A 23,002-nucleotide genomic window follows, 5' to 3' on the forward strand; every position below is an offset into this window, starting at 1 on the left:
GACAACCGCGAGGTTGTTATTTTTTTCGTTTGGGGAAAGCGAGGGGTAGCGATGTTAACCGGCAAGAAGGTTTTATTAGGCGTGACCGGCGGCATTGCCGCGTTTAAAGCGGCATCCTTGTGCAGCAAGCTGGTGAAGGAAGGCGCGGAGGTCCGCGTCATTATGACCCAATCTGCAACCAAATTTATCACAGAGCTGACGATGCAGGCGTTATCGAAAAATTTCGTATACACCGATACCTTTGACGAAAAACACGCCGAATCCATCGCACATATTAATTTAGCGGATTGGGCTGATCTGGTGCTGGTCGCTCCGGCCACCGCAAATATCATCGGCAAAATGGCGGCGGGGATCGCAGATGAGATGCTCTCGACGACGCTGCTGGCGACCCAGGCGCCGATTATGCTGGCACCGGCGATGAATGTGCACATGTACGAGCACCCGGCGGTTGTCCGCAATATGGCGGAGCTGACGGCGCGCGGCGTCATGATGATCGAGCCCGGCGAAGGCCTCCTGGCGTGCGGATATGTCGGGAAAGGACGGATGGAGGAGCCGGAGACGATCGTCCGGGTGGTGAAGGATTATTTTGCACGGGGAGCTCGCATCGCGCAGAAGCCTTTGGCCGGCAAAAAAGTCGTCGTCACCGCGGGAGGGACCGTGGAACGAATTGACCCGGTTCGCTATATCACCAACGATTCCTCGGGAAAAATGGGCTTCGCCATCGCCAAAGCGGCGCAGCGCCTTGGTGCCGAGGTCGTGCTGATCGCCGGGCATACGCAGGTGGAGCCTCCGGTCGGCATTCCGGTTACCCGCGTACAGTCGGCTCAAGACATGTTTGAGGCGGTGCAGGCGGCATGGGCGAATACCGACATCCTCGTTAAGGCCGCCGCCGTAGCGGATTACCGGCCGAAGGAAGCGGCCGTACAGAAGATCAAAAAAACCGGGGATTCGCTTGTGCTGGAGCTCGTAAAAAACATCGATATCCTGGAGACCCTAGGCAAGCAAAAAACAACGCAGTTCCTGATCGGCTTTGCCGCCGAAACGGAAAATGTGGAGCAGCACGCCATGGATAAGCTGAAGCGCAAAAACTGCGATCTTCTGGTTGCTAACGATGTGACCGTGCAGGGAGCGGGATTTGGTTCCGAAACCAACATCGTGAACATCTACGACGCATCCGGCTTAGTTCGATCTGTGCCGCAGATGACCAAGGATGAGGTGGCGTTGCAGATTATGGAGCTGGCTGCCGAACGGTTGGCGGGAAATGACCGATGACCTACCGTATGGCCAAAGTGATTGTTGATGTGCCGAGCCGGGAAACCGACCGGCCTTTTGACTATTTAATCCCTGAATCGATGGCCGGCTGGATCGAGGTGGGCAGCCGGGTAGGTGTTCCGTTCGGGCGCCGTACGGTTCAGGGCTTTGTCGTGTCCTTACATGAGCAGCCGGAGATGGACCCGGCGCGGATGAAGCCGATTCAGGAACTGCTTGACATGATGCCGCCGCTGCCGCCGGACCTGGTGGAATTGGCGGAGTGGATGAGCCGCAAATATGCCTGCAGTCTGATTGCAGCGCTGCAAGCGATGATTCCAGCGGCACTGAAGGGCAAGGCCGAGCGGTATATTCGTGTGGCGGATGACGCAGCTGAAGAAGGGGCATTGACCGGGGCGGATGGACGGGCAGAAGGCGAAAACCATGCCTTTACGTTCCCACATTTGCTCACGCCTGAGGAAGAGGAAATTTTACGTTTCGTCCGGGCCTCCGATACCGTCACGATGAATCAGCTTGGGGCTAAATATCCGGAGGCTGCCGGCCTCATCAAAGATATGCTGGCCCGGGGCGTGCTGACGGAAAGCCAGGCGATCAAGGACAAGGTGCGCAAGAAGACGGTCAAAACCGTTGCTGCCGCTGTCAGCGGTCAGGCGGCGCAGGAGGCGCTCGCGTCGTTTGGCCCGCAGGCGCGCCGGCAAAAGGAAGTGCTGCAATACTTGCTGGAGGTTGGGTTGCCGCAGTCGCTTCAAGATGTCCTGTCGACGCTGCAGGTGACCGCCGGTACCGTGAAGAAGCTGGCGGAGAAGGGCTTTGCCGTCATCGAGGATGTCGAGGTGTTCCGCGATCCATACCAAGGCCGGCGCTTCCAACGCAGCGAGCCGCTGCCGCGCACGCCGGAGCAGGAGCTGGTGTACCGCCGTCTCGCGGAAACGCTGGACGCCCAGCGGCATGAAGTGTTCTTGCTGCACGGCGTGACGGGCAGCGGCAAAACCGAGGTGTACTTGCAGACGATCGAACGCTGCATCGCTTCGGGTCGTCAGGCGATCGTGCTCGTGCCGGAAATTTCGCTAACCCCGCAAATGGTTGAACGGTTTAAGGGGCGCTTTGGCGCGAAGGTGGCGGTACTGCACAGCCGCCTGTCCACCGGCGAACGGTACGACGAATGGCGCAAAATCCGCGAAGGCCGCGTGGAAGTGGCGATTGGCGCGCGCTCGGCCATCTTCGCCCCGTTCAGCCGGCTTGGTCTGATTGTGATGGACGAAGAGCATGAAACCTCCTACAAGCAGGAGGAAACGCCAAAATACCATGCCCGCGATGTGGCGGTGAGACGGGCCCGCCAGCATGGGGCCGCCGTGATTCTAGGTTCGGCCACGCCGTCGCTGGAAAGCTACCACGCGGCGCGTTCCGGAGGCGGCGAGTTCGGGGAGTTTGCCCCGATCCTGCTGGAGATGAAGCAGCGTCCGGCTGGCAGCCGGCTGCCCGGCGTTCAGATCGTCGATATGCGCGAGGAGCTGAAGGAAGGCAACCGCTCGATGTTCAGCCGCGCGCTGCATCAAGGCATTGCCGCCCGCCTGGAGCGCGGCGAGCAAACCGTGTTGTTGCTGAACCGGCGTGGGTATTCGACGTTTGTGATGTGCCGGACCTGCGGATATGTGGCGAGTTGTCCGAATTGCGACATCTCGTTGACCTATCATCAGAAGTCAAACAACCTGCGTTGTCATTATTGCGGTTATGCGGAAGCCGCACCGTCTGTTTGCCCGGAATGCGGCAGCGAGCATATCCGTTATTTCGGTACTGGAACCCAGCGGGTGGAAGGGGAGCTGGCCAAGCTGTTTCCTGGCATCCGCGTCATTCGCATGGACGTTGACACGACTAGCGAAAAAGGCGCCCATGAGAAGCTGTTGCAGGCGTTCCGCGAGAAAAAAGGCGATGTACTGCTAGGCACGCAGATGGTAGCAAAGGGGCTGGATTTTCCTGACGTGACGCTGGTTGGCGTAATCGCGGCGGATACGGCGCTGAATTTCCCGGATTTCCGTTCGGCGGAGAAAACGTTCCAGCTGCTCACGCAGGTTGCCGGCCGCGCAGGGCGGCACCAGCTGCCCGGAGAGGTATTTATCCAGTCTTACATGCCGGAGCATTATTCGATCGTACACGCCAGCGGCCACGATTATTTATCGTTTGTCCGCGAGGAGCTGAAGACGCGTAAGACGATGCATTATCCGCCGTACAGCCGGCTGATCCTGGTTACGCTGTCGCATGAGAAGCTGCCGCTGCTGCTGCGGATGGCTGAGAATTTTGCCGGCGACCTGCGGGCGAAAGCCCAGCGCCAGGGATGGTTCGGCAGCCTGGACCGGTTCGTGCCGGCGGCGCTGGACATTCTTGGCCCGGTAGCTTCGCCGATCCCGCGTATCAAGAACCGCTATCGGATCCAGTGCATGGTGAAATACCGCGGCGACCTTGATGCGGTGAGCCTGGTCCAGGAGACAGCAGCGGCGACGCTGGACCAATGGCGCGATGCATTGCTTCAGATCAGTATCGATGTCGATCCGCAAATGCTGATGTAAGCACGGAAGAAATGATCCATTTTTCATCCGCTAGCATATATTTGGGATAAAATAGGGAAAGAGCAAAAGAAACTATGAAAGTGAAGACGGGAAAGGGAGTGCCATCATGGCGATTCGGATTATTGTTAAGGAACCGGATGAAGTGCTACATCAGGTAGCTAAAGAAGTGAAGAAGATTACGCCTAATATTCAAAAACTGTTGACGGATATGGCGGATACGATGTACGACGCGGAGGGCGTAGGTCTGGCTGCACCGCAAATCGGCATCCTCAAGCGGGTGATCGTGGTTGATGTCGGCGATGAGCACGGGCTGATTGAGCTGATCAATCCCGAGATCGTGTCCAAGGAAGGCGAGCAATTCGGACCGGAAGGCTGCCTCAGCATTCCGGGGTATCGCGGAGATGTTCGCCGTGCCATGACCGTCACCGTCAAAGGGCTGGACCGCAATGGCAACGAAGTGACTTATACGGGCTCCGAGCTGCTGGCGCGCGCGTTCCAGCATGAAATCGACCATCTGAACGGCGTATTGTATACGGACATTGCGGAAAGAGTGTACGAGATTACCCCTGAGGGTGAAGAGAAGGAGTGAACAGCGCCCGATGAATATCGTATTTATGGGGACGCCAGCGTTTGCGGTGCCTTCGCTGGAAGGACTGCTGCGCGAAGGGTACAACGTCGTAGGCGTGGTCACGCAGCCGGATCGGCCGCAGGGGCGCAAAAAAGTGCTGACGCCAACGCCGGTCAAGGAAGCCGCTTTGCGTCATGGGCTTCCCGTGCTGCAGCCGGCGCGGATGCGTGCGCCGGAGGCGGTGGCCGAGGTCGCCGCTTTGCAGCCCGATTTGATCGTCACTGCGGCGTACGGGCAAATTCTGCCGAAGGGCGTGCTGGACCTGCCGAAGTACGGCTGCCTGAACGTGCACGGCTCGCTGCTGCCGAAATACCGCGGCGGGGCACCGATCCAACGGGCGATTATGGGCGGCGAGAAAGAAACGGGCATCACCTTGATGTACATGGCCGAGGGGCTTGACACCGGCGATATGATCGCCAAGACGGTGGTGCCGATCGACGATGAGGATACGTCGGGGACGTTGTTCGAGAAGCTGAGCGAAGCCGGGGCGCGGCTGCTGCTGGAGCAGCTTCCGCTGATCCTTGAGGGTAAGGCGGAGCGGATTCCGCAGAACGATGCGGAAGCGACTTATGCACCAAATCTGACACGGGAGGATGAGCGCATCGATTGGAGCGCGACCTCGCGGCAAATTTATGATCGCGTGCGGGGGCTGGTGCCTTTTGCCGGCGGGTTTACGACTTGGAACGGTGAGGTATTTAAGGTTTGGGCGGTGGCCAAGCCTGCGGAGGCAGGAACTTCTGCGGGCGGGGCCGCGTCGACGTCTGAACCAGCGCCGGGGACGGTGCTTGAGCTTTCGTCACAGGGCATCAAAGTGAAAACCGGGGACGGCGCGGTATGGCTGACTCGGGTTCAGCCCGCAGGCAAGAAGGCGATGGAGGCCAGCGATTTCATTCGCGGCGGCGTGATGCAAGTCGGGACGGTCTTGTCATGAGCGGCGCAGGAAAGCGGCCGGGTTTAGGCTCGGGCGGAGGCAAGGGACCTGGAACCGGTGCGAAAGCAGCTGGACAAGCCAGCCGCGGCCAGGGTTCGGTTCAGCCGTCTGGCACGCCTTCATCCTGCGGGCGGGGCCGAAATCAGGCGGCTGCGTCGGCCCGCAGCGTAGCGCTGCAGGTGCTGACCGCCGTTGAGCAGGAGGGCGCCTACAGCAATCTGCTGCTCAACGGGGCGCTGCAAAAGTCCGGATTAACCGGACCGGATGCAGGTCTTGCAACCGAGCTGGTCTACGGCACCATTCAGCGGCTTAACACGATCGATTATTTTCTCGAGCAGTTTGTGACGAAGGGGCTGGCGAAATTAGCGCCTTGGGTGCGAAATCTGCTCCGGCTCAGCTTCTATCAGCTGCAATATCTGGACCGGATCCCTCCGCATGCGGCCGTGAACGAAGCGGTGAACCTGGCGAAACGCAAGGGACATCAGGGGATTTCCGGCATGGTGAACGGTGTGCTTCGCAACGTGCTGCGCCGCAAAGAGGAGCTGCGTTTGCCGGAGGGGCTGGACCCTGTGCAGCGCATCGCCCTGGAGCATTCCCATCCGGAATGGATGGTCGCGCTCTGGATCCAGCAATACGGCGAATCTGCCGCAGAAGCGATTTGCCGTGCCAACAATGAGCCGCCTTCGGTCAGCGTTCGGGTTAATCGCACGAAAGCGAGCCGGGACGAGGTGCTGCGCCTCATGGAAGAGCAAGGGCTGCGAGCCTCGGCCTCGCCGATCTCGCCGGACGGCATTGTGGTCCACAGCGGCGGCAATATGGCGCTGACCTCCTGGTACCGGGAAGGCTTGATTTCCGTACAGGACGAAAGCTCTATGCTCGTTGCCGAAGCGTTGGATCCGCAGCCGGGGATGAATGTACTGGACTGCTGCGCTGCGCCCGGCGGCAAGACATGCCATATCGCTGAGATCATGGAGGGCCGCGGCCGGGTGCTGGCGAACGACATCCATCCGCACAAGGCGAAGCTGATCGAGGACCATGCCAAGCGGCTAGGGCTGGACAACGTGGATACGTTATCGGGCGACGCCCTGCAACTCGCGGAGCGGCTGAAGGCAGCTTCCTTCGACCGGATTTTGCTGGACGTTCCTTGTTCCGGACTTGGCGTGATCCGCCGCAAGCCGGATTTGAAGTGGGCGAAGAAGCCGGAGGACGTGACGGAGATCGCCGGCGTCCAGCGGACTTTGCTCGACTCGGTGAGCGGGCTGCTGAAGCCGGGCGGCTTGCTCGTCTACAGCACTTGCACGATTGAACCGCGCGAAAATGCCGAGATGGTCGCCTCCTTCCTGAGCCGCCATCCGGAATTCGAGCTGGCGGATGAGCCGATCAGCTGGAAGGAGCGCGGTGCTTTGGCAGCTGCCGCTGGGCGGGTCGAGGCTGGGCTGCAGATTTTGCCTCAGGACGCCCATTCGGACGGATTTTATATTGCTCGACTCCGCAGGAAGTTGATAGAGAAGGATTGACATGACAAGGTCAAGCAGCCGCTCGAAACGGCGGGCTTGGCCTTTTTGCGCCGCTGCGGCGGGAAGGTCGACTTTAGTCGGAAGTCAATTTATGATAAAATGGGAAGAATGAGTGGGCAACTTTTCAAAATAGATATGGACAGGTGTGTGAAAATGAAACCTTTTATATATGATTATACGTTGGAAGAATTACAGGAATGGGCCGTATCGCAGGGAGAACCTGCGTTTCGCGGCGGACAGATCTTCGATTGGCTGTACGTGAAACGCGTCAGCTCCTTCGATGAGATGACCAACCTGTCCAAGGCGCTTCGGCAGAAGCTGGCTGACGAATTTGCGTTCGTTACGCTGCAGGAGATTACGAAGCTGGAATCCAAGGACGGAACGGTGAAGTTCCTGTTCGGGCTGCATGATGATCATGCTATTGAAACGGTCATTATGAAGCATAACTACGGCAACAGCATCTGCGTGACCACCCAGGTCGGCTGCAAGGTCGGCTGTACGTTTTGTGCCTCGACATTAGGGGGGCTGAAGCGGAATCTGACGCCGGGAGAAATCGTCGCCCAGGTCGTGCAGGCGCAAAAGATTCTGGACGCCAAAGGCGAACGCGTCAGCAGCATCGTGATCATGGGGACCGGCGAGCCATTTGAAAACTATGATGCCACGATGAAATTTTTACGGATTATGATCCATGAAAAGGGCTTGAACATCGGACAACGGCATATTACTGTATCAACGAGCGGGATTGTCCCGAACATTTACCGGTTTGCGGACGAGAACACGCAAATTAACTTGGCGATCTCGATCCATGCGCCAAATGATGCGCTCCGCTCGAAGTTGATGCCGGTCAACCGGCGCTTTCCGTTTGACGACGTGATGGAGGCGCTCCGCTACTACATCGCCAAAACCGGCCGCCGCATTACGTTCGAGTACGCGCTGATCGGCGGGGTGAATGACCAGCCGGAGCATGCGGAGGAACTGGCCGACGTGATCAAGGATATGCTTTGCCACGTCAATTTGATTCCGGTCAACTATGTGCCGGAGCGCAAATACGTGAGAACGTCGCGTAACGATATTTTTAAGTTTCAGCGCATACTGGCGGATAAAGGCATCAATGTGACGATCCGCCGGGAGCAAGGCCATGATATTGCCGCTGCCTGCGGACAACTGCGGGCGAAGCACATGGAGTCTGGTGCGAGGTGAGCGAATATGATGAATTGTGTTTTTGTAAGTGATGTGGGACGAGTCCGTTCCGTCAATGAGGACTGCACATGGGTGGACCAGCTGGAATCGGGATACACGCTGGCGATTGTCGCGGACGGAATGGGCGGCCATCAGGCTGGAGACATTGCCAGCCGCATGGCGGTTGAGACCATTACCGAGGATTTGGGGGCGCTGCCGACAGGATTGTCGGTGGAGGCTTGCGGGGAAGAATTGAAGAAGGCGATTCTTCACGCCAACGAAGCCGTATTCCGCAAAGCGTCAGAGCATGTGGAATACCATAGTATGGGCACCACGGTTGTCGCTGGGATCTTTGCAGGCCGCGACGGCGTAATCGCTCATATCGGCGACAGCCGGGCCTACCATTTCCGGCAGGGCCAGCTCATCCAATTGACGGATGACCACTCGCTGGTCAACGAGCTGCTCAAGAACAATCAGATCAGCGCTGAGGAGGCAACGGTGCATCCGCATCGGAATGTCGTGACCCGCGCGCTGGGAACCGATGAGCAAGTCGAGGTCGACATGAACCGGGTATCGCTGGAGCCGGGGGATATTTTGCTGCTCTGCAGCGACGGGCTCAGCAACTACGTGACACCGGAACAAATGGCTCTGACGCTTGGCTCAGAAGATCTTGGGTTACAGGGCCGGGCCGACCGATTGCTCCAGCTGGCGCTAAGCGCAGGAGGCGACGATAACATTAGCGTTGCCCTGCTGGAACAACATGAGGATGCCGGGTCGGGCAAAAAGGAGTGGAATTCATGATCGGACACGAATTGGGCGGTCGTTATCAAATTATCGAGAGGATCGGCGGAGGGGGCATGGCGCTTGTCTACAAAGCGCAGGACCTGCTGCTGAACCGCTACGTGGCCATCAAAGTGCTGCGTCAACAATTTGTGAACGACGAGGAATTTATCCGGCGTTTCCGCCGGGAGGCGCAGTCTGCTGCATCCTTGTCGCACCCGAATATCGTCAGCGTGTATGACGTTGGACAAGAAGATGAGATCCATTACATCGTGATGGAATACGTTGAAGGGCAGAATCTCAACGAAATTATTAAGGAGCGGGCCCCGCTGCAGGTTGAAGAAGCCGTTCGCATTGCGTCGCAAATCGCCGATGCGCTGGACCACGCCCATCATAACCAAATTATTCACCGGGATATCAAACCTCATAACATATTGATTGGACGAAACGGACGCGTCAAAGTGACCGATTTCGGGATTGCCCGTGCCGTCACGTCGGCGACCATTACGCAAACCGGCTCAGTGGTGGGCTCGGTGCATTATTTCTCGCCGGAGCATGCGAAAGGCGTAGCCACTGGGGAGAAATCCGACCTGTACTCGCTGGGGATCGTGTTGTACCAGATGCTGACCGGTCGGTTGCCGTTCCTTGGTGAAAGCCCAATCAGCGTAGCATTAAAGCATTTGCAGGAGCAATTCGATGAGCCGCGTATGGTGAATCCGATGATTCCGCAAAGCGTGGAGAACATCATCTTGAAATCGATGCGGAAAAATCCGAACGAACGCTACCAGTCTGCCAAAGAGATGCTGCGCGACCTGGAAACCTGCTTGTTGCCGGAACGAAGAATGGAATCGAAATTGGCCTTTATAGATGATCATGACGAAGACAGCACGCGAATCATTCCGGCGATCCGTCCGCAGCATCAACCTCAAGGTGTGGCGGCAGGGCCGTCCAAACTGTCCCGCGACAGCGGAGCGGCGATGGTGGAGGAACGGGAGAGCGCTCCTAAGAAAAAGGCTTGGAGCAAGCCGGCGCTTTGGGTCAGCCTGACGCTGGTCGTCCTGCTTGCCTTGGCCGGCGTTGCCTGGTACGTGACGAAATTGGTGACCGTCCCAGAAGTCGCGGTGCCAAACGTGCTTAATCTGCACGAGGAACAGGCGATTCAGACCCTGACCGATAAAGGGATTGCCGTTGGGGAGATCACCCGGGAATACAAAGAAGGCGTGGACGAGGGGATCGTCTATGAGCAGAGCAAGCCGGAGGGGACGATGGTCAAGGAAGGCTCAGTCATCGACTTGAAGGTGAGCACGGAGAAGCCGCTGGCAAAAATGCCGGCATTAACGGGAAACTATGATGATGCGCTGCAGCAGCTGAAAGAGCTTGGCGTAGACGAGGCCCGCGTGCGGAAAGTGGAGGAAAACAACAGCGAGATTGAGCCAGGCATGATCATCAGCCAATCGCCGGAAGCCGGAGAGGAATTTGATCCCGAGACGGATACGATCGTGCTGAAGGTCAGCAAGGGACCGTCTGAGGTGAAAATGCCGGACCTCGTGAACAAGACGCAAGCGGAAGCGGAAAAATTGATCCGAGACGCAGGGCTGGTGCTGGCTGAAGACGGAATCAAAGAGGAATCGAGCTTTGAGGTCGAGGCGGGCAGAGTAACGAAACAGTGGCCTTATGCCCCGGACGACCTGGTGGTGCCAGGCTCGAAAGTGACGTTGTTTATCAGCACCGGTTATCCGCAGGAAGCGATCAACTATACGTTCCAAGTACCGGCTGCACCTGCACAGGAAGGCCAAATCAGCAAATATACGATCGTGTATGGGGATGCTCGTGGAGAAGGGCGCGAATGGGGCACGCAAAAGGTAGGCAAACCGCAATACCTGTCGGTTGACCTGGTTCTGGCGCCGAACAAGAACGGTTACGTGACAGTAACGCGCGACGGCGTCTTGCTGGATACTTACCCGATCTCGTACATCGATGCGAAGCAAGGAACTGTACCTGTGCCGCAATTCCCGGATCAAGGCGGTACGGAAGATGAGGACACAATGGACATGAACTCGGGTGATAATCCACCCGATACCGGCATGATCTTATCCGGTAAGCTGGCTTCGCTCCAGAATGAGCAAGGCGCAGCCCAAGGTAAAGGAAAGGCGGGTAAACGAAACAAACATGGCAATGGCAATTAAGTCAGACCGATATGAAAGCGAGGCCGGCGGATATGCCTGAAGGCTTGATTGTGAAGGCATTAAGCGGATATTACTACGTGAAGCCGGCGACGGCACAGGACGGGGCAGCGGATGCTTATATCCAGTGCCGCGGACGAGGGATTTTTAAGAAGAAAGGCATTACTCCCTTGGTAGGCGACAGGGTGGTCTATTCCCCCACCGAAAACGGGGAAGGCACCGTGGACGAAATCCTGCCAAGGGAAACCGAGCTGATCCGTCCGCCGATCGCCAACGCCAAGCTGGCGGTGCTGCTGTTCTCCCTGCGGGAGCCGGATCTCAATTTGCAGCTGCTGGACAAGTTTCTGGTGCATATCGAGCACGCTGGTCTGCAAGCATTGATCTGCCTCACCAAGGAGGATTTGCTGGAGGAGGACGGGGCGGAAGAAACTCCCGAAATCATTCGCCAGGTCAAAGCAATGTATGAATCAATCGGCTATGAGGTCATTGTCACCAGCTCCGTGACCGGGATGGGAACCGAGGAGGTAAAATCCCGTTTGGCTGGGGAGATCAGCGTCTTCTCGGGGCAGTCGGGGGTCGGAAAATCCTCGTTGCTTAACGCGATGCTCGGGTTATCGCTGGAGACAAGTGAAATCAGCCTCAAGCTGGGCCGGGGACGTCATACGACGCGGCATGTCGAGCTGATTGAGCTGGAGAACGGTGGTTACGTGGCTGACACCCCGGGCTTTAGCCAGCTGGATTTTCTCGAGTTAGGGATCGAGGAGTTATCCAGCTGCTTCCGGGAATTTGCCGATTACGCGGAGGGCTGTAAATTCCGCGGCTGCAGCCATTTGCATGAGCCGGGCTGCAAGGTCAGAGAGGCTGCGGACAATGGAGAAATCGCCGCCAGCCGTTATGAGCATTATGTACAGTTCTATGAAGAGATGAAGGACAAGAAGCGGAGGTATTGACGTCATGAGCAACAACATCTATATCGCGCCGTCGATTTTGTCGGCGAATTTCGCCAAGCTGGGCGAGGAGGTCGCTGACGTAGAGCGGGGAGGCGCTGACTGGCTGCATGTGGACGTGATGGACGGCCATTTCGTCCCGAACCTGACGTTTGGTCCGCTGGTGCTGCAAGCGATTGCTCCGCAGACCAAGCTGCCGCTGGACGTCCATCTGATGATCGAGAAGCCCGAGGAATATATCCCGGCCTTTGCCAAAGCGGGCGCGCATCTTATCACCGTACATGCGGAAGCTTGCGTGCATCTGCACCGGGTGCTGCACCTGATTAAGGAGCAAGGGGTTAAGGCGGGCGTGGCGATTAATCCAGCCACACCGGCTTCGGCCGTTCGCGAGGTGCTGGAGGACGTCGATCTCGTACTTGTGATGACGGTAAATCCCGGCTTTGGCGGACAGGCGTTTATTCCGGGAACGCTGCGCAAAATTCGGCAGCTGAAGGCCTGGAAGGATGAGCTGGGCTTAAACGATTTGCGGATTGAAGTGGACGGCGGGATCGCCGCTGCGACGGCGCCGCTGGTTGTAGAAGCGGGAGCGGATGTGCTGGTTGCCGGCAATGCGGTGTTTGGCCAAGCTGACCGGCGTGCTGCGATGGCAGAAATCCGCGAGAGCCTGGCCGGATTGGCATAGGCGCTTCAAGATGCGCATACATTGGTTACATGAGCGAAGGTTCTCATGTAGCCTTTTTTTTTGTGGCGGGAATACACGAGTAAATGACATCAAACATAGAATATGGGTGAAGGCATGAGCACGATGGGGAGGGTGAACGATGAAATTTTACACATTCAAGCTGCCTAAGTTTTTGGGAGGATTCGTTAAGGCGGTACTGAACACGTTTCACAAGAACTAGCGGGCGGGGCCTGAGAACCCGCCCCAAGCAGCGGAAGAGCGCGCCTGGCGGTTCCCGCCATCAAGGATTGCTTGGGCCGCTGACTTCAAGGGAAAAAGCGCAGTAAAAAAGCACCTCCATAGGAAAAGGTGCTTTTTGTCTATAATTCGTCCCGTCTGTTACACGCGGGTCACTTTACCGGATTTCAAAGCCCGAGTGCTAACGTATACGCGTTTCGGTTTGCCGTCTACCAAGATCCGGACCTTCTGCACGTTTACGCCCCAAGAGCGCCGATTGCGATTGTTTGCGTGAGATACATGGTTACCGCTGCCTGGCTTCTTGCCAGTCACATAACATTTGCGAGCCATTCATTACACCTCCTGTTCCAGATACACCTGTCTTGAAAATAACACTAACAATACAATATCACGGTTATTGACAATACTTAAATATAATATCACAGTAAAAAAAGCTCCGTCAACAGCTATTGACGTTCGACTCTTTTATTTATTTCTCTCTGGTCTTATAGTACAATATAGTTTAGTCCATAATAATTTCTATGGAAGGAGTGAGATAGGCGTGGCTGTAAATCTTACGACCAAATATGGACGAATCGATATTTCGGAGGAAGCCATTAAGGTGATCGCCGGATCGGCCGCCATGGAGTGTTATGGACTGGTTGGAATGGCAAGCCGAAAGCAGTTGAAGGACGGCATTGCCGAATTGCTGGGGCGCGAGAATTTGGCCCGGGGTGTGGAAGTGAACCTGGATAATCATCGATTAGCTATTTATCTTTATATTATAGTCAGTTATGGCACGAAAATTTCCGAGGTCGCACACAACATACAGCTCAAAGTGAAATACGTACTAAGTGAAATCGTTGGACTCGAAGTGGATCAGGTGAATATCGTAGTCCAAGGTGTACGCGTATCAAGCTAGGAAGGGGAATTTTCATTGAGTAAGCGTTCTTTAACTGGAACAGATTTCACCGCTATGGTATTGGCAGGCGCAAAGCGGCTGACAGAGCATGCTGAGCACGTCAATTCCCTGAACGTATTCCCGGTACCCGATGGGGACACCGGAACGAATATGAATTTGACGATGACCGCCGGCGTAACGGAATTGAAAGATCACGGAACCGGGGGTTTGGGCAGCAGAGCAGCCACTTTATCCAAAGGCCTGTTGATGGGCGCACGCGGGAATTCCGGCGTGATCTTGTCCCAGCTGTTCCGCGGCTTTAGCCGTTATGCTGCATCATTGGAAGAGATGAATGCAGCTCAATTTGCCGCCGCTCTACAAAGCGGGGTAGATACCGCTTATAAAGCGGTCGTCAAACCGGTGGAAGGCACGATCCTGACGGTGGCGAAGGAAGCCGCCAAGCATGCCGTCTATTATTCGCGCAGAACAACGGATATCACGGAATTGATGAGCGAGGTGCTGGCCAAAGCGAAGGAAGCGCTCGCGAATACGCCGGAGCTGTTGCCGGTGTTGAAACAGGTTGGCGTCGTGGATTCGGGCGGTCAAGGACTTGTTTATATTTATGAAGGATTTTTACAATGGCTGCAAGGCGGCGCCAGCAGTGAAGCCGCAGCGACATTGGGACAAGCCCCCGCACCAGTTGCCAAACCAGAGCAGCGTGCTCAAACGGCCGTACCGGTGCATGCTCCAGCTTCGGCACAGGCCAAGCTCGAAACAGAGGATATCGAATACCTCTATGACATGGAATTTTTCATTAATCGAAAAATCGGTGAAATCAAGGATGCTGTTTTTGACGAGGATCAGTTCCGGAAAGCGCTTTCGGTCAATGGGGATTCGATTATCGTGATCGCGGACGACGAGATCATCAAAGTCCATGTCCATTCCAAAACGCCGGGCGACGTGCTGAATCTGGCGCTGCGTTACGGTGAAATTACACAAATTCATATCTTGAACATGCGTGAGCAGCACCGGGATCTGTTGATTGCAGGGATGGATGCCGCGCCGCCGATGCCGGAGCTGTTCGCCGAAATTCCGGCAGAACCGGCCCAACCGGTGGATCCGGCAGGGATTCCTGCGGATGAGCTGGCGCCTTATGGCTTTATCGCCGTTGCTTCCGGTCAGGGAATTTCGGAAATTTTCAAGAGCTTAGGTGTGGATGTCGTCCTGTCCGGCGGGCAGACGATGAACCCAAGCACTGAAGATTTCGTGAAGGCGATCCGGTCGATTTCGGCTCAGCACGTGTTCGTTCTGCCGAATAACTCGAATATTATTCTGGCTGCACAGCAGGCGCGTGATTTGCTTGAAGGGGAGCGCAATGTGACAGTCATCCCAAGCAAGAGCATTCCTCAGGGGATTGCCGCAGCGTTTGCTTTCCAAGAAGAAGAAAGCGTGGAAGTCAACACGGATAACATGCAGAACGCCGTGCAACACGTAAAGACAGGTCAAGTGACGTATGCGGTCCGTGACACGATGTTTGATGATTTGGAAATTACCGCAGGTCATTATATCGGTATTGCCGATTCTAAAATTGTGGCCACTGAAGAGGGCTTGCTGGAAACGAGTCAGGGCTTATTAGCCAAGATGCTCGCTGGCGGCGATGAAATCGTTACGGTACTCGCCGGTGAAGAAGCTGACGAAGAGATGACGAATGCGCTGGTGGCCTGGATTCATCAGGAATATCCCGACGTCGAGGTAGAGGTCCATAACGGCGGGCAACCGATTTATTATTATCTGTTTTCGGTAGAGTCCTAATCCCCATGAGAGGATGAAGATACCTATGAATCAGGCTGTCATTATTGCCGACAGTACGGCGGATATCCCGCAGGCGACCGTCTCGGAATACGGAATTCACATCGTACCGATGCGGCTGGCCTTCGGAGACCAATCTTATCTTGAAGGCATCGACATCACCGCGGAAGAGTTCTACGATAAGTTGATCAAATCGAAGGAACTGCCTACTACTTCGCAGACCTCGCCGTCTCAGTATGTGGAGGTATACCGCAACTTGCTTGCCGCCTATCCCGGTTCACCGATCATTTCGATCCATATCTCCTCCGGGATGAGCGGAACTTATCAATCCGCAGTGCTGGCGAAGGAGATGCTGGAAGAAGAGCTGGGGCATCCGGTCGATGTCACGGTCATTGACTCGCTGTGTGCGACGTACGGTTTTGGCCTTCAGGTTGTGCATGCCGCGCGGATGGCGAAGCAAGGGGCTTCGGTCGAGGAAATTCGAGCTGAGGTTGAGCGGCTCGGGAAGGCGCGTCGGTTATATTTTCTCGTCGATACGCTGGAATACTTGCAAAAAGGCGGACGGATCGGTAAAGCCGCAGCCATTCTGGGCAACCTGCTGAACATTAAGCCGATCTTGTCGGTGGACCAGGAGGGCGTGATTTACGCTGTCGATAAAGTCCGAGGCCGCAAGAAGGCTATGGCCCGCGTCATCGAGTTGTTTGTGAATGATTTTGCCGGGGTGAAGGACATTAACGTGGCCGTTTGCGATTGCGTGAATCCGGAAGGCTCCGAGGAGATCCTGGCTCTGCTGCGGCAGCACTTTACGCTGCATGAGGTTGTCCGCAACAGCATCGGTGCCGTGGTTGGCACGCACGTAGGTCCGGGGACCGTGGCGACGTTTATTTGGCCGGCGAAGTGATGTTTGGAAGTTGCGGTGTGGGTGCGGCTGTGGCTGTGGTTGTGGCTGTGGTCCGTGGCCGTGGCTCTGGACGATTTTAACGGAACTGAGGGCCCTTATTTGACCATTTCCCGGCGATTTCCCGGTGTAACGGAACTCAGAGACCTTATTTGGCTCGAAAGGCTGATCATAAGCTGCTAAAGCTCCAAATAAGGTCTTTCCGTTCCGTTAGCCACAGTAATCGCTGCAAAAAGGATAAATAACGTCTCTCAGTTCCGTTAGGCTGCTGTCCGGGTTGCGTCTGAACTACGTGATCCGAAGATGCGTTTTTGAACTACCTCTATAAAGTGAGGGGATGAAGTTGGATTTACATCACATCCCCGTAAAGCAAGTCAGCGGCGTGAGCGCTCTTAAACAAGAAGAGCTTCACGCCTTTGGCATCTTTACGGTGAATGATTTGATTGAATATTATCCGTTCCGGTACGAGGATTACCGGCTGCGCTCCTTGACGGAAGTGAAGGATGGGGACAAGGTGACGGTGCAGGCCCAAATCATGGGTCTTCCGGTACTGCAACGGTACGGGCGGAAATCCCGCCTGACCTGCAAAATGATCGCCGATGACTGGATGTTTACGGCGACATGGTTCAACCGTCATTTCCTCAAGGATCAGCTGACGACGGGACGGGAGATTATCCTGACCGGCAAATGGGACATGCGCCGCAGCCAGCTGACGGTGTCGGAGTCGGAGTTCCCCGACCGCGGGACGCTCCGCAGCGGCAGTTTGCAGCCGGTCTATTCCGTAGGCGGCAAAATTACGCAGCAATGGATGCGTAAGACGATTGGACAAGCGTTGCAGCAATACGGGGAGATGATCCCGGAGATCCTGCCGCCCGAACTGCTTCGCAAATATGGGCTGATGCCCCGCAAGACGGCGATTTTGCGGCTGCACCAGCCGCAGGACAGCGAGGAGGGACAGCAGGCGCGGCGCCGCATGGTGTACGAGGAGCTGTTCTTGTTCCAACTCAAGCTGCAGGCGTATCGAGCGATGAACCACGAGCGGATGGACGGGGTAGCGCATGTGGTTGATAACGCCACGATTCGGGAATTTGTGCGTAGCCTGCCGTTTGAGCTGACCGATGCCCAGAAGAAGGTGGAGTTGGAAATTCTAAAGGATATGCGCTCACCCTATTGCATGAACCGGCTGCTGCAAGGCGACGTCGGTTCCGGCAAGACGGTAATCGCCGCCATCGCCTTGTACGCGGCGGTGAAGTCCGGGCACCAGGGCACCTTTATGGTGCCGACGGAAATTTTGGCCGAGCAGCATATGCGCTCACTGTCCCGGTTGTTTGAGCCGTTTGGCATCACGGTCGGTCTGTTGACCGGCAGTGTGACGGGGCGCAAACGCAAGGATTTGCTTGGCTCGCTGCAAATGGGGCTCACCGACATCGTGGTTGGTACGCATGCGTTGATCCAGGAGGACGTGTTTTTTCGGTCGCTGAGCCTGGTGATTACCGATGAGCAGCACCGGTTTGGCGTGAATCAGCGCAGCATTTTGCGGCGCAAAGGCTTTAACCCGGATGTGCTGACGATGACGGCGACGCCGATTCCGCGCACGCTGGCGATTACCGCCTTTGGCGATATGGACGTATCCACCTTGTCGGAGCGTCCGAAGGGGCGCAAGCCGATCACGACCTATTGGGTGAAGCACAGCATGATGGACCGCGTGCTTGGCTTTATTGAGCGGGAGGTGTCGCAAGGCCGGCAAGCCTACGTCATCTGCCCGCTGATCGAGGAGTCGGACAAGCTGGACGTGCAGAACGCGATCGACTTGTACGTGTCGATGCAGCAGGCGTTCCCGAACATGAAGGTCGGGCTGCTGCACGGGCGGATGACGGCGGCGGAGAAGGACGAAGTGATGCGCGCGTTCTACGAGAACGAGGTGCAGCTGCTCGTCTCGACGACCGTCGTTGAGGTCGGCGTCGACGTGCCCAACGCCACGCTGATGATCGTGATGGACGCCGACCGGTTCGGCTTGTCCCAGCTCCACCAGCTGCGCGGGCGTGTAGGCCGGGGGGAGCACGCGTCGTATTGCGTGCTCATCGCCGATCCGAAGTCGGAGGTAGGTCAGGAGCGGATGAAGGTCATGACCGATACGGACGACGGCTTCGAGGTGGCCCGGCGGGACCTGGAGCTTAGGGGTCCCGGGGATTTCTTCGGCACGAAGCAAAGCGGCGTGCCGGATTTTCGCGTCGCGGACATGGTCAGCGACTACGCGGTGCTGGAGGCGGCGCGGGACGATGCCGCCCGGCTGGTTGCGGGCGAAGCGTTCTGGACTTCGCCCGAGTACGGACCGCTGCGGGAATATCTGCGGCGGGAGCAGGTTTTTCAAGGTGAGCTGATCGATTAAATTGATACGGCAAGCAAGCATCAAACCGTTCGCGGGATCCGCGGACGGTTATTTTTTTGCACAAAATACATCATAAGAAAAACGTCTATCGATGTACATTCAAAGTTGACAGACCGCGTTTAAGCGGAAGTTTTTCTTGCGATATCAGGATGCCAATGCCCCGAAGTTTATACTTTCTGATAACTTAAAAAAACAGGAAGTAACACGATTTGACATATTATTTCAATAAAAAAGTAATATATTGAAATAAAATATCAAATAGATTATAATTATGTCGAAATCACTTACAACTAGGATTGACGCAAACAAAGGAGTGTATCTTATATGCTGGAAAATCTGACAACCGAGGCGAGAAACGAGCGAACGATGCGCTTGGATGAAATGGAAGTGACCGAGCTGCTTACGGTGATGAACGAAGAGGACGCGAAAGTAGCCGGAGCGGTTAAAGAGGAAATTCCCAAAATCGCCCAGGCCGTGACTGCCATTACGGAGTCGCTCAAAAAAGGGGGCCGGCTGATTTATATGGGGGCTGGCACAAGCGGACGGATCGGTTTGCTGGATGCGGTGGAGTGTCCGCCGACATTTGGTACTTCCCCGGACCAGGTGGTTGGGCTGATCGCAGGCGGCAGCAACGCTTTTATCAAGGCCGTTGAGGGAGCGGAGGATCGGGCCGAGCTCGGTCGGACGGATCTGCAAAACCTCGGGCTTACCGCCAAGGATGCGGTCGTCGGAATCGCCGCGAGCGGTCGTACGCCTTATGTCATCGGCGGATTGGAATACGCCAAGCAAGTTGGTGCAAAGACGATTAGTATCAGCTGCAACAAGAATGCGGTGATCAGCACCATTTCTGACATCGCGATCGAGATCGAGAACGGTCCCGAGGTGCTGACTGGGTCGACGCGGCTTAAAGCGGGAACCTCGCAAAAGCTGGTCTGCAATATGCTGTCTACCGCGTCGATGATCGGCTTAGGTAAGGTTTACGGCAATTTGATGGTTGATGTTCAGCCCACCAATGAGAAGCTGGCCGATCGGGCGAAGCGGATTGTGATGGAGGCAACTGGCTGCGATGCATCAACCGCTGAGAACACCTTGCGCCTTGCCGAAGGGAAACCGAAACCAGCGATCCTGATGATTTTGACAGGATGTTCGTATGAGGTAGCCTTGGAGAAATTGGAGGAGAACCAAGGGTTTATCGGTAAGGCTGCGAAGTCTGCGTCTGCAATACGTTGAAGAAACAAGTAAGACCATCCTATAGAGAGCAGGAGGCTTCCCAATGAGCAAATATGAAACTATGGCGAAACGGATCTTGGAATCCATCGGCGGTTCTGACAATGTGGAGCAATTTACGAACTGCATGACCCGGTTGCGGGTGTCGGTCCGGGACCGTAGCCAAATTGACGAAATCGGGCTCAAACAGATCGAGGGCGTACTTGGTGCGGTTGATGATGAGACGTATCAAGTAATCCTCGGACCGGGTGTTGTGAATAGTGTGGCGGAGGAATTTGGCAAACTTCTGAAAGAAGAGGGGCATGGCGGCCAAGGAGCAGCAGCTGGCGGCCAAACGGCGACGCTCCGCGAGGGCTCGGAGATCAAGGCAGAGCTCAAAAAGAAGAACAACACGCCTTTCAAAAATTTCTTGCGAAAAATCGGCAACATCTTTATTCCACTGATTCCCGCGTTGGTAGGGGCCGGGATTATCAACGGTATCGCCGGCTTGATCAATAACCTGATTACTTCCGGCAACGGGGCGGACTGGCTGCTTACGCTCCAACCGATTATTAGTGTCATTGGCTCGGCCTTCTTCGGGTATTTGACGATCTTTGCCGGGGTGAATGCCGCGAAAGAGTTCGGGGGAACGCCCGCGCTTGGCGGTGCCGTGGCCGCGATCATCGTTGCACCGGTGGTGGCGAATATCTCTTATACCTATCCCCTGTTTGGTGAAATTAAGCTGAATGCGGGGCAGGGCGGAATCATCGGGGCGATTTTGGCCGCAGGGCTGATCTCTGTGTTGGAAAAATGGATTCGTAAACGGATGCCGGCAGCGATTGATATCATCGTAACTCCTACCATTGCGCTGTTGCTTGCAGGCTTGGTTACCGTGTTCTTCCTGATGCCGGTCAGCGGTATTATCTCTCAAGGCATCGGACAGGTAACAACTTGGCTGTTGGCCCATGGCGGACCGCTGTCCGGCTTCGTTCTCGCTGCGCTGTTCCTGCCGCTGGTCATGTTCGGCTTGCACCAGGCGCTCATTCCGATTCATGCCGAATTGATTTCGCAGGTCGGATACACGGCGTTGCTGCCGATCCTGGCCATGGCGGGGGCGGGGCAAGTCGGCTCGGCGATCGCCATTTATATCAAGCTGAAGCATAACGCGAGAATGCGCAACATGATCAAAGGGGCGTTGCCCGTCGGATTTCTTGGCATCGGCGAACCGCTCATTTACGGGGTCAGCTTGCCTCTGGGCCGGCCGTTTGTAACCGCTTGTCTTGGCGGTGGGTTTGGCGGGGCTGTGCTTGGTTTGTTCGCGATGACGGGGAACTTCATCGGCTCGGTGGCGATTGGACCTTCCGGCCTCGTCCTGATCCCGCTGATTCAAGGCCCAATGGGAATCGGCATGACGATTCTCGGTTACTTGGCCGGGTTGATCGTCTCCTATGTCGCCGGATTCTTGCTCACGTATTTCTTTGGTTTTACAAAGCAGATGCTTATAGAGCATAATAGATAATACAAGCCAGCAGAGAAACGTTTGGCTGCCTTTAACCAGGCCGCCGCGTTTCTTTTGCGTTTTATGGGAATGGAAATAGCATCAGACGGATTGGGAATACGGAGGGGATGACCGTGACGACGGGAAGCGTACTTACGCAAATGGAGGCCATGCTGGAACAACTGCCTGAATCGGAAAGAAAGGCGGCCCAATATATTTTGACGGCTTCGGCGGAAGTCTCCGGCTTAAGTATCCATGCGGTCGCCGATAAAGCGGGGACCAGTGCGGCGGCGATTACCCGGCTATGCCGTTCGCTGGGGCTGAGCGGATTTCCTGATTTGAAAATGCGTTTGTCGGTCGATAATGCCAAACCGCAAAGACCAGGCTATTATGACATTGAACGCGGGGAGACGATTCAAAACGTCATTCAAAAGACGGTCTCCAACAGTCTCCAAGCCATTCAAGATATGATGCTTCACCTGCAGCCCGAACTGATCGAGCAGGTGGTGGACAGCTTCCGAGAGGCTTCCGTCATCCATATGTACGGGGTAGGCGCTTCGGCGATCGTCGCAGCGGATGCCGCACAAAAGTGGCTGCGCCTGGGGAAGCAAGCGTTCGCTCTGCAGGACGAGCATCTAATTGCGGCCGCGCTGGCCAGCGCTCCGCCGGGGGCCTTGTTTATGGGCATCTCTTACAGCGGGAACACCAAGGAAGTGCTGCAATTGTTCCGGGTTGCCCAAAAGTACGGCGTGCGCACCATCGGCTTGTCCCGTTTCGGCAATCATAAAGTAGCCGAGCTGGCCGATTTGATGCTGTACACGCCGCAGGCGCCGGAAGCGACCCTGCGTAGCGGGGCGTCCAGCTCGCGGTTGGCACAATTGGTCATGATCGATATTTTGTTCTTCGCGTACGCCTCGACGCAATACGAAGAGACGATCCTCAGGTTGAGTCAAACCCATGAGGCAACGGCGTTCCTCAAACAGAACTAGCGGCTTTCCCGCGTGCTTTTGGATTTTCAGGCACTATGGACAGCCTTACCGTCATATATTAGGGTTGAAGTCCGGAAATGACGGGACAGGAGGTGCTAGTCACGATGCCCAGCTATTATCAGTATGGAATCAGTCCGCAGCTGGTCGAACGGGTGAAGTTGAAAATGAAAAATCCGGCGATCAAAGAGCGGATGAAACAGGTCGTCGACGGCCTCACCCGCGCGGATTTGCAGGATCGCGTTAAGGTGCGCAGGCTCGTTAGAACGGCCGCTTCTGTGCTTGGCGAAAGATTGAGCGGCGTTCAGGAAGAGCAAATCGTCCAATTCGTCATCGATCAGCGAATCGACCCGCGGAATACGCTTCACTTGCTGCGCTTATGGGGAATGTTCCGCTAGAGCAAGCGCGCAGAGATGCGG

Annotated in this window: 20 protein-coding genes; 19 read left to right on the forward strand and 1 reads right to left on the reverse strand. The window is 56.0% G+C overall.

The window, feature by feature from the left end:
* The first annotated feature begins 51 nt into the window (after positions 1 to 51).
* The 11 genes from coaBC (at position 52) to spoVM (ending at position 12,900) form a co-directional block, all read left to right on the forward strand.
* On the forward strand, positions 52 to 1,272 hold the full coding sequence (gene coaBC / locus POTG_RS12790; protein ID WP_009225249.1) for a bifunctional phosphopantothenoylcysteine decarboxylase/phosphopantothenate--cysteine ligase CoaBC: 1,221 nt from the start codon (positions 52 to 54) through the stop codon (positions 1,270 to 1,272).
* Positions 1,269 to 3,833 (forward strand): primosomal protein N', encoded by a 2,565-nt coding sequence (gene priA / locus POTG_RS12795; protein WP_009225250.1) that lies wholly within the window; start codon positions 1,269 to 1,271, stop codon positions 3,831 to 3,833. The genes coaBC and priA overlap by 4 nt, the downstream gene beginning before the upstream one ends.
* A 106-nt stretch (positions 3,834 to 3,939) precedes the next feature.
* Positions 3,940 to 4,422 carry a peptide deformylase gene (def, locus tag POTG_RS12800; protein WP_009225251.1) on the forward strand — a complete coding sequence of 161 codons (483 nt, stop codon included), beginning with the start codon at positions 3,940 to 3,942 and terminating at the stop codon, positions 4,420 to 4,422.
* Positions 4,423 to 4,432: 10 nt separating this feature from the next.
* Positions 4,433 to 5,392 carry a methionyl-tRNA formyltransferase gene (fmt, locus tag POTG_RS12805; protein ID WP_036645260.1) on the forward strand — a complete coding sequence of 320 codons (960 nt, stop codon included), beginning with the start codon at positions 4,433 to 4,435 and terminating at the stop codon, positions 5,390 to 5,392.
* Complete coding sequence (gene rsmB, locus POTG_RS12810; protein WP_009225253.1) at positions 5,389 to 6,909, forward strand: 16S rRNA (cytosine(967)-C(5))-methyltransferase RsmB; 1,521 nt, start codon at positions 5,389 to 5,391, stop codon at positions 6,907 to 6,909. Before fmt ends, rsmB begins: the two co-directional genes overlap by 4 nt.
* A 153-nt stretch (positions 6,910 to 7,062) precedes the next feature.
* The gene (gene rlmN / locus POTG_RS12815; protein ID WP_009225254.1) at positions 7,063 to 8,109 is read left to right on the forward strand and encodes a 23S rRNA (adenine(2503)-C(2))-methyltransferase RlmN; all 1,047 of its coding nucleotides are present in this window, start codon (positions 7,063 to 7,065) and stop codon (positions 8,107 to 8,109) included.
* Between the two features lie 6 nt (positions 8,110 to 8,115).
* Positions 8,116 to 8,889: a Stp1/IreP family PP2C-type Ser/Thr phosphatase gene (locus tag POTG_RS12820; protein WP_009225255.1), complete on the forward strand. Its 774-nt coding sequence runs from the start codon at positions 8,116 to 8,118 to the stop codon at positions 8,887 to 8,889.
* Entirely contained in the window at positions 8,886 to 11,054 is a 2,169-nt protein-coding gene (gene pknB, locus POTG_RS12825) for a Stk1 family PASTA domain-containing Ser/Thr kinase (RefSeq protein WP_009225256.1), read from the forward strand. Before POTG_RS12820 ends, pknB begins: the two co-directional genes overlap by 4 nt.
* Before the next feature lie 32 nt (positions 11,055 to 11,086).
* Complete coding sequence (gene rsgA, locus POTG_RS12830) at positions 11,087 to 12,001, forward strand: ribosome small subunit-dependent GTPase A (RefSeq protein WP_009225257.1); 915 nt, start codon at positions 11,087 to 11,089, stop codon at positions 11,999 to 12,001.
* A 4-nt stretch (positions 12,002 to 12,005) separates the two neighbouring features.
* Positions 12,006 to 12,680, forward strand: coding sequence for a ribulose-phosphate 3-epimerase (gene rpe, locus POTG_RS12835; RefSeq protein ID WP_009225258.1), 675 nt, complete (start codon positions 12,006 to 12,008; stop codon positions 12,678 to 12,680).
* Positions 12,681 to 12,819: 139 nt separating this feature from the next.
* Complete coding sequence (gene spoVM / locus POTG_RS12840) at positions 12,820 to 12,900, forward strand: stage V sporulation protein SpoVM (RefSeq protein WP_036621610.1); 81 nt, start codon at positions 12,820 to 12,822, stop codon at positions 12,898 to 12,900.
* A 158-nt stretch (positions 12,901 to 13,058) separates the two neighbouring features.
* Here the strand turns inward: spoVM and rpmB are convergent, their stop codons facing one another.
* Positions 13,059 to 13,247 (reverse strand): 50S ribosomal protein L28, encoded by a 189-nt coding sequence (rpmB, locus tag POTG_RS12845; RefSeq protein WP_009225259.1) that lies wholly within the window; start codon positions 13,245 to 13,247, stop codon positions 13,059 to 13,061.
* Between the two features lie 211 nt (positions 13,248 to 13,458).
* Here rpmB and POTG_RS12850 point away from each other — a divergent pair, with 211 nt between their 5' ends.
* The 8 genes from POTG_RS12850 to POTG_RS12885 all read left to right on the forward strand — a co-directional run bounded on the left by POTG_RS12850 (position 13,459) and on the right by POTG_RS12885 (position 22,981).
* A complete protein-coding gene (locus tag POTG_RS12850; RefSeq protein WP_009225260.1) occupies positions 13,459 to 13,818 on the forward strand; it encodes an Asp23/Gls24 family envelope stress response protein in 360 nt (119 codons plus the stop codon).
* Between the two features lie 15 nt (positions 13,819 to 13,833).
* Positions 13,834 to 15,609, forward strand: coding sequence for a DAK2 domain-containing protein (locus POTG_RS12855; RefSeq protein WP_009225261.1), 1,776 nt, complete (start codon positions 13,834 to 13,836; stop codon positions 15,607 to 15,609).
* A gap of 25 nt (positions 15,610 to 15,634) precedes the next feature.
* Positions 15,635 to 16,507, forward strand: a complete 873-nt coding sequence (locus POTG_RS12860) for a DegV family protein (protein ID WP_009225262.1) — start codon at positions 15,635 to 15,637, stop codon at positions 16,505 to 16,507.
* Between the two features lie 334 nt (positions 16,508 to 16,841).
* Positions 16,842 to 18,893, forward strand: a complete 2,052-nt coding sequence (gene recG / locus POTG_RS12865; protein WP_009225263.1) for an ATP-dependent DNA helicase RecG — start codon at positions 16,842 to 16,844, stop codon at positions 18,891 to 18,893.
* Between the two features lie 324 nt (positions 18,894 to 19,217).
* Positions 19,218 to 20,123 carry an N-acetylmuramic acid 6-phosphate etherase gene (gene murQ, locus POTG_RS12870; protein WP_009225264.1) on the forward strand — a complete coding sequence of 302 codons (906 nt, stop codon included), beginning with the start codon at positions 19,218 to 19,220 and terminating at the stop codon, positions 20,121 to 20,123.
* 43 nt (positions 20,124 to 20,166) lie between these two features.
* A complete protein-coding gene (locus tag POTG_RS12875; RefSeq protein WP_009225265.1) occupies positions 20,167 to 21,618 on the forward strand; it encodes a PTS transporter subunit EIIC in 1,452 nt (483 codons plus the stop codon).
* A gap of 107 nt (positions 21,619 to 21,725) precedes the next feature.
* A complete protein-coding gene (locus POTG_RS12880) occupies positions 21,726 to 22,586 on the forward strand; it encodes a MurR/RpiR family transcriptional regulator (protein WP_036645262.1) in 861 nt (286 codons plus the stop codon).
* Positions 22,587 to 22,690: 104 nt separating this feature from the next.
* Complete coding sequence (locus POTG_RS12885; RefSeq protein ID WP_009225267.1) at positions 22,691 to 22,981, forward strand: stage VI sporulation protein F; 291 nt, start codon at positions 22,691 to 22,693, stop codon at positions 22,979 to 22,981.
* Positions 22,982 to 23,002: the final 21 nt, after the last annotated feature.

This window comes from Paenibacillus sp. oral taxon 786 str. D14, from assembly GCF_000159955.1.
In the GTDB taxonomy this organism is placed as follows: Bacteria; Bacillota; Bacilli; order Paenibacillales; family Paenibacillaceae; genus Fontibacillus; species Fontibacillus phoenicis.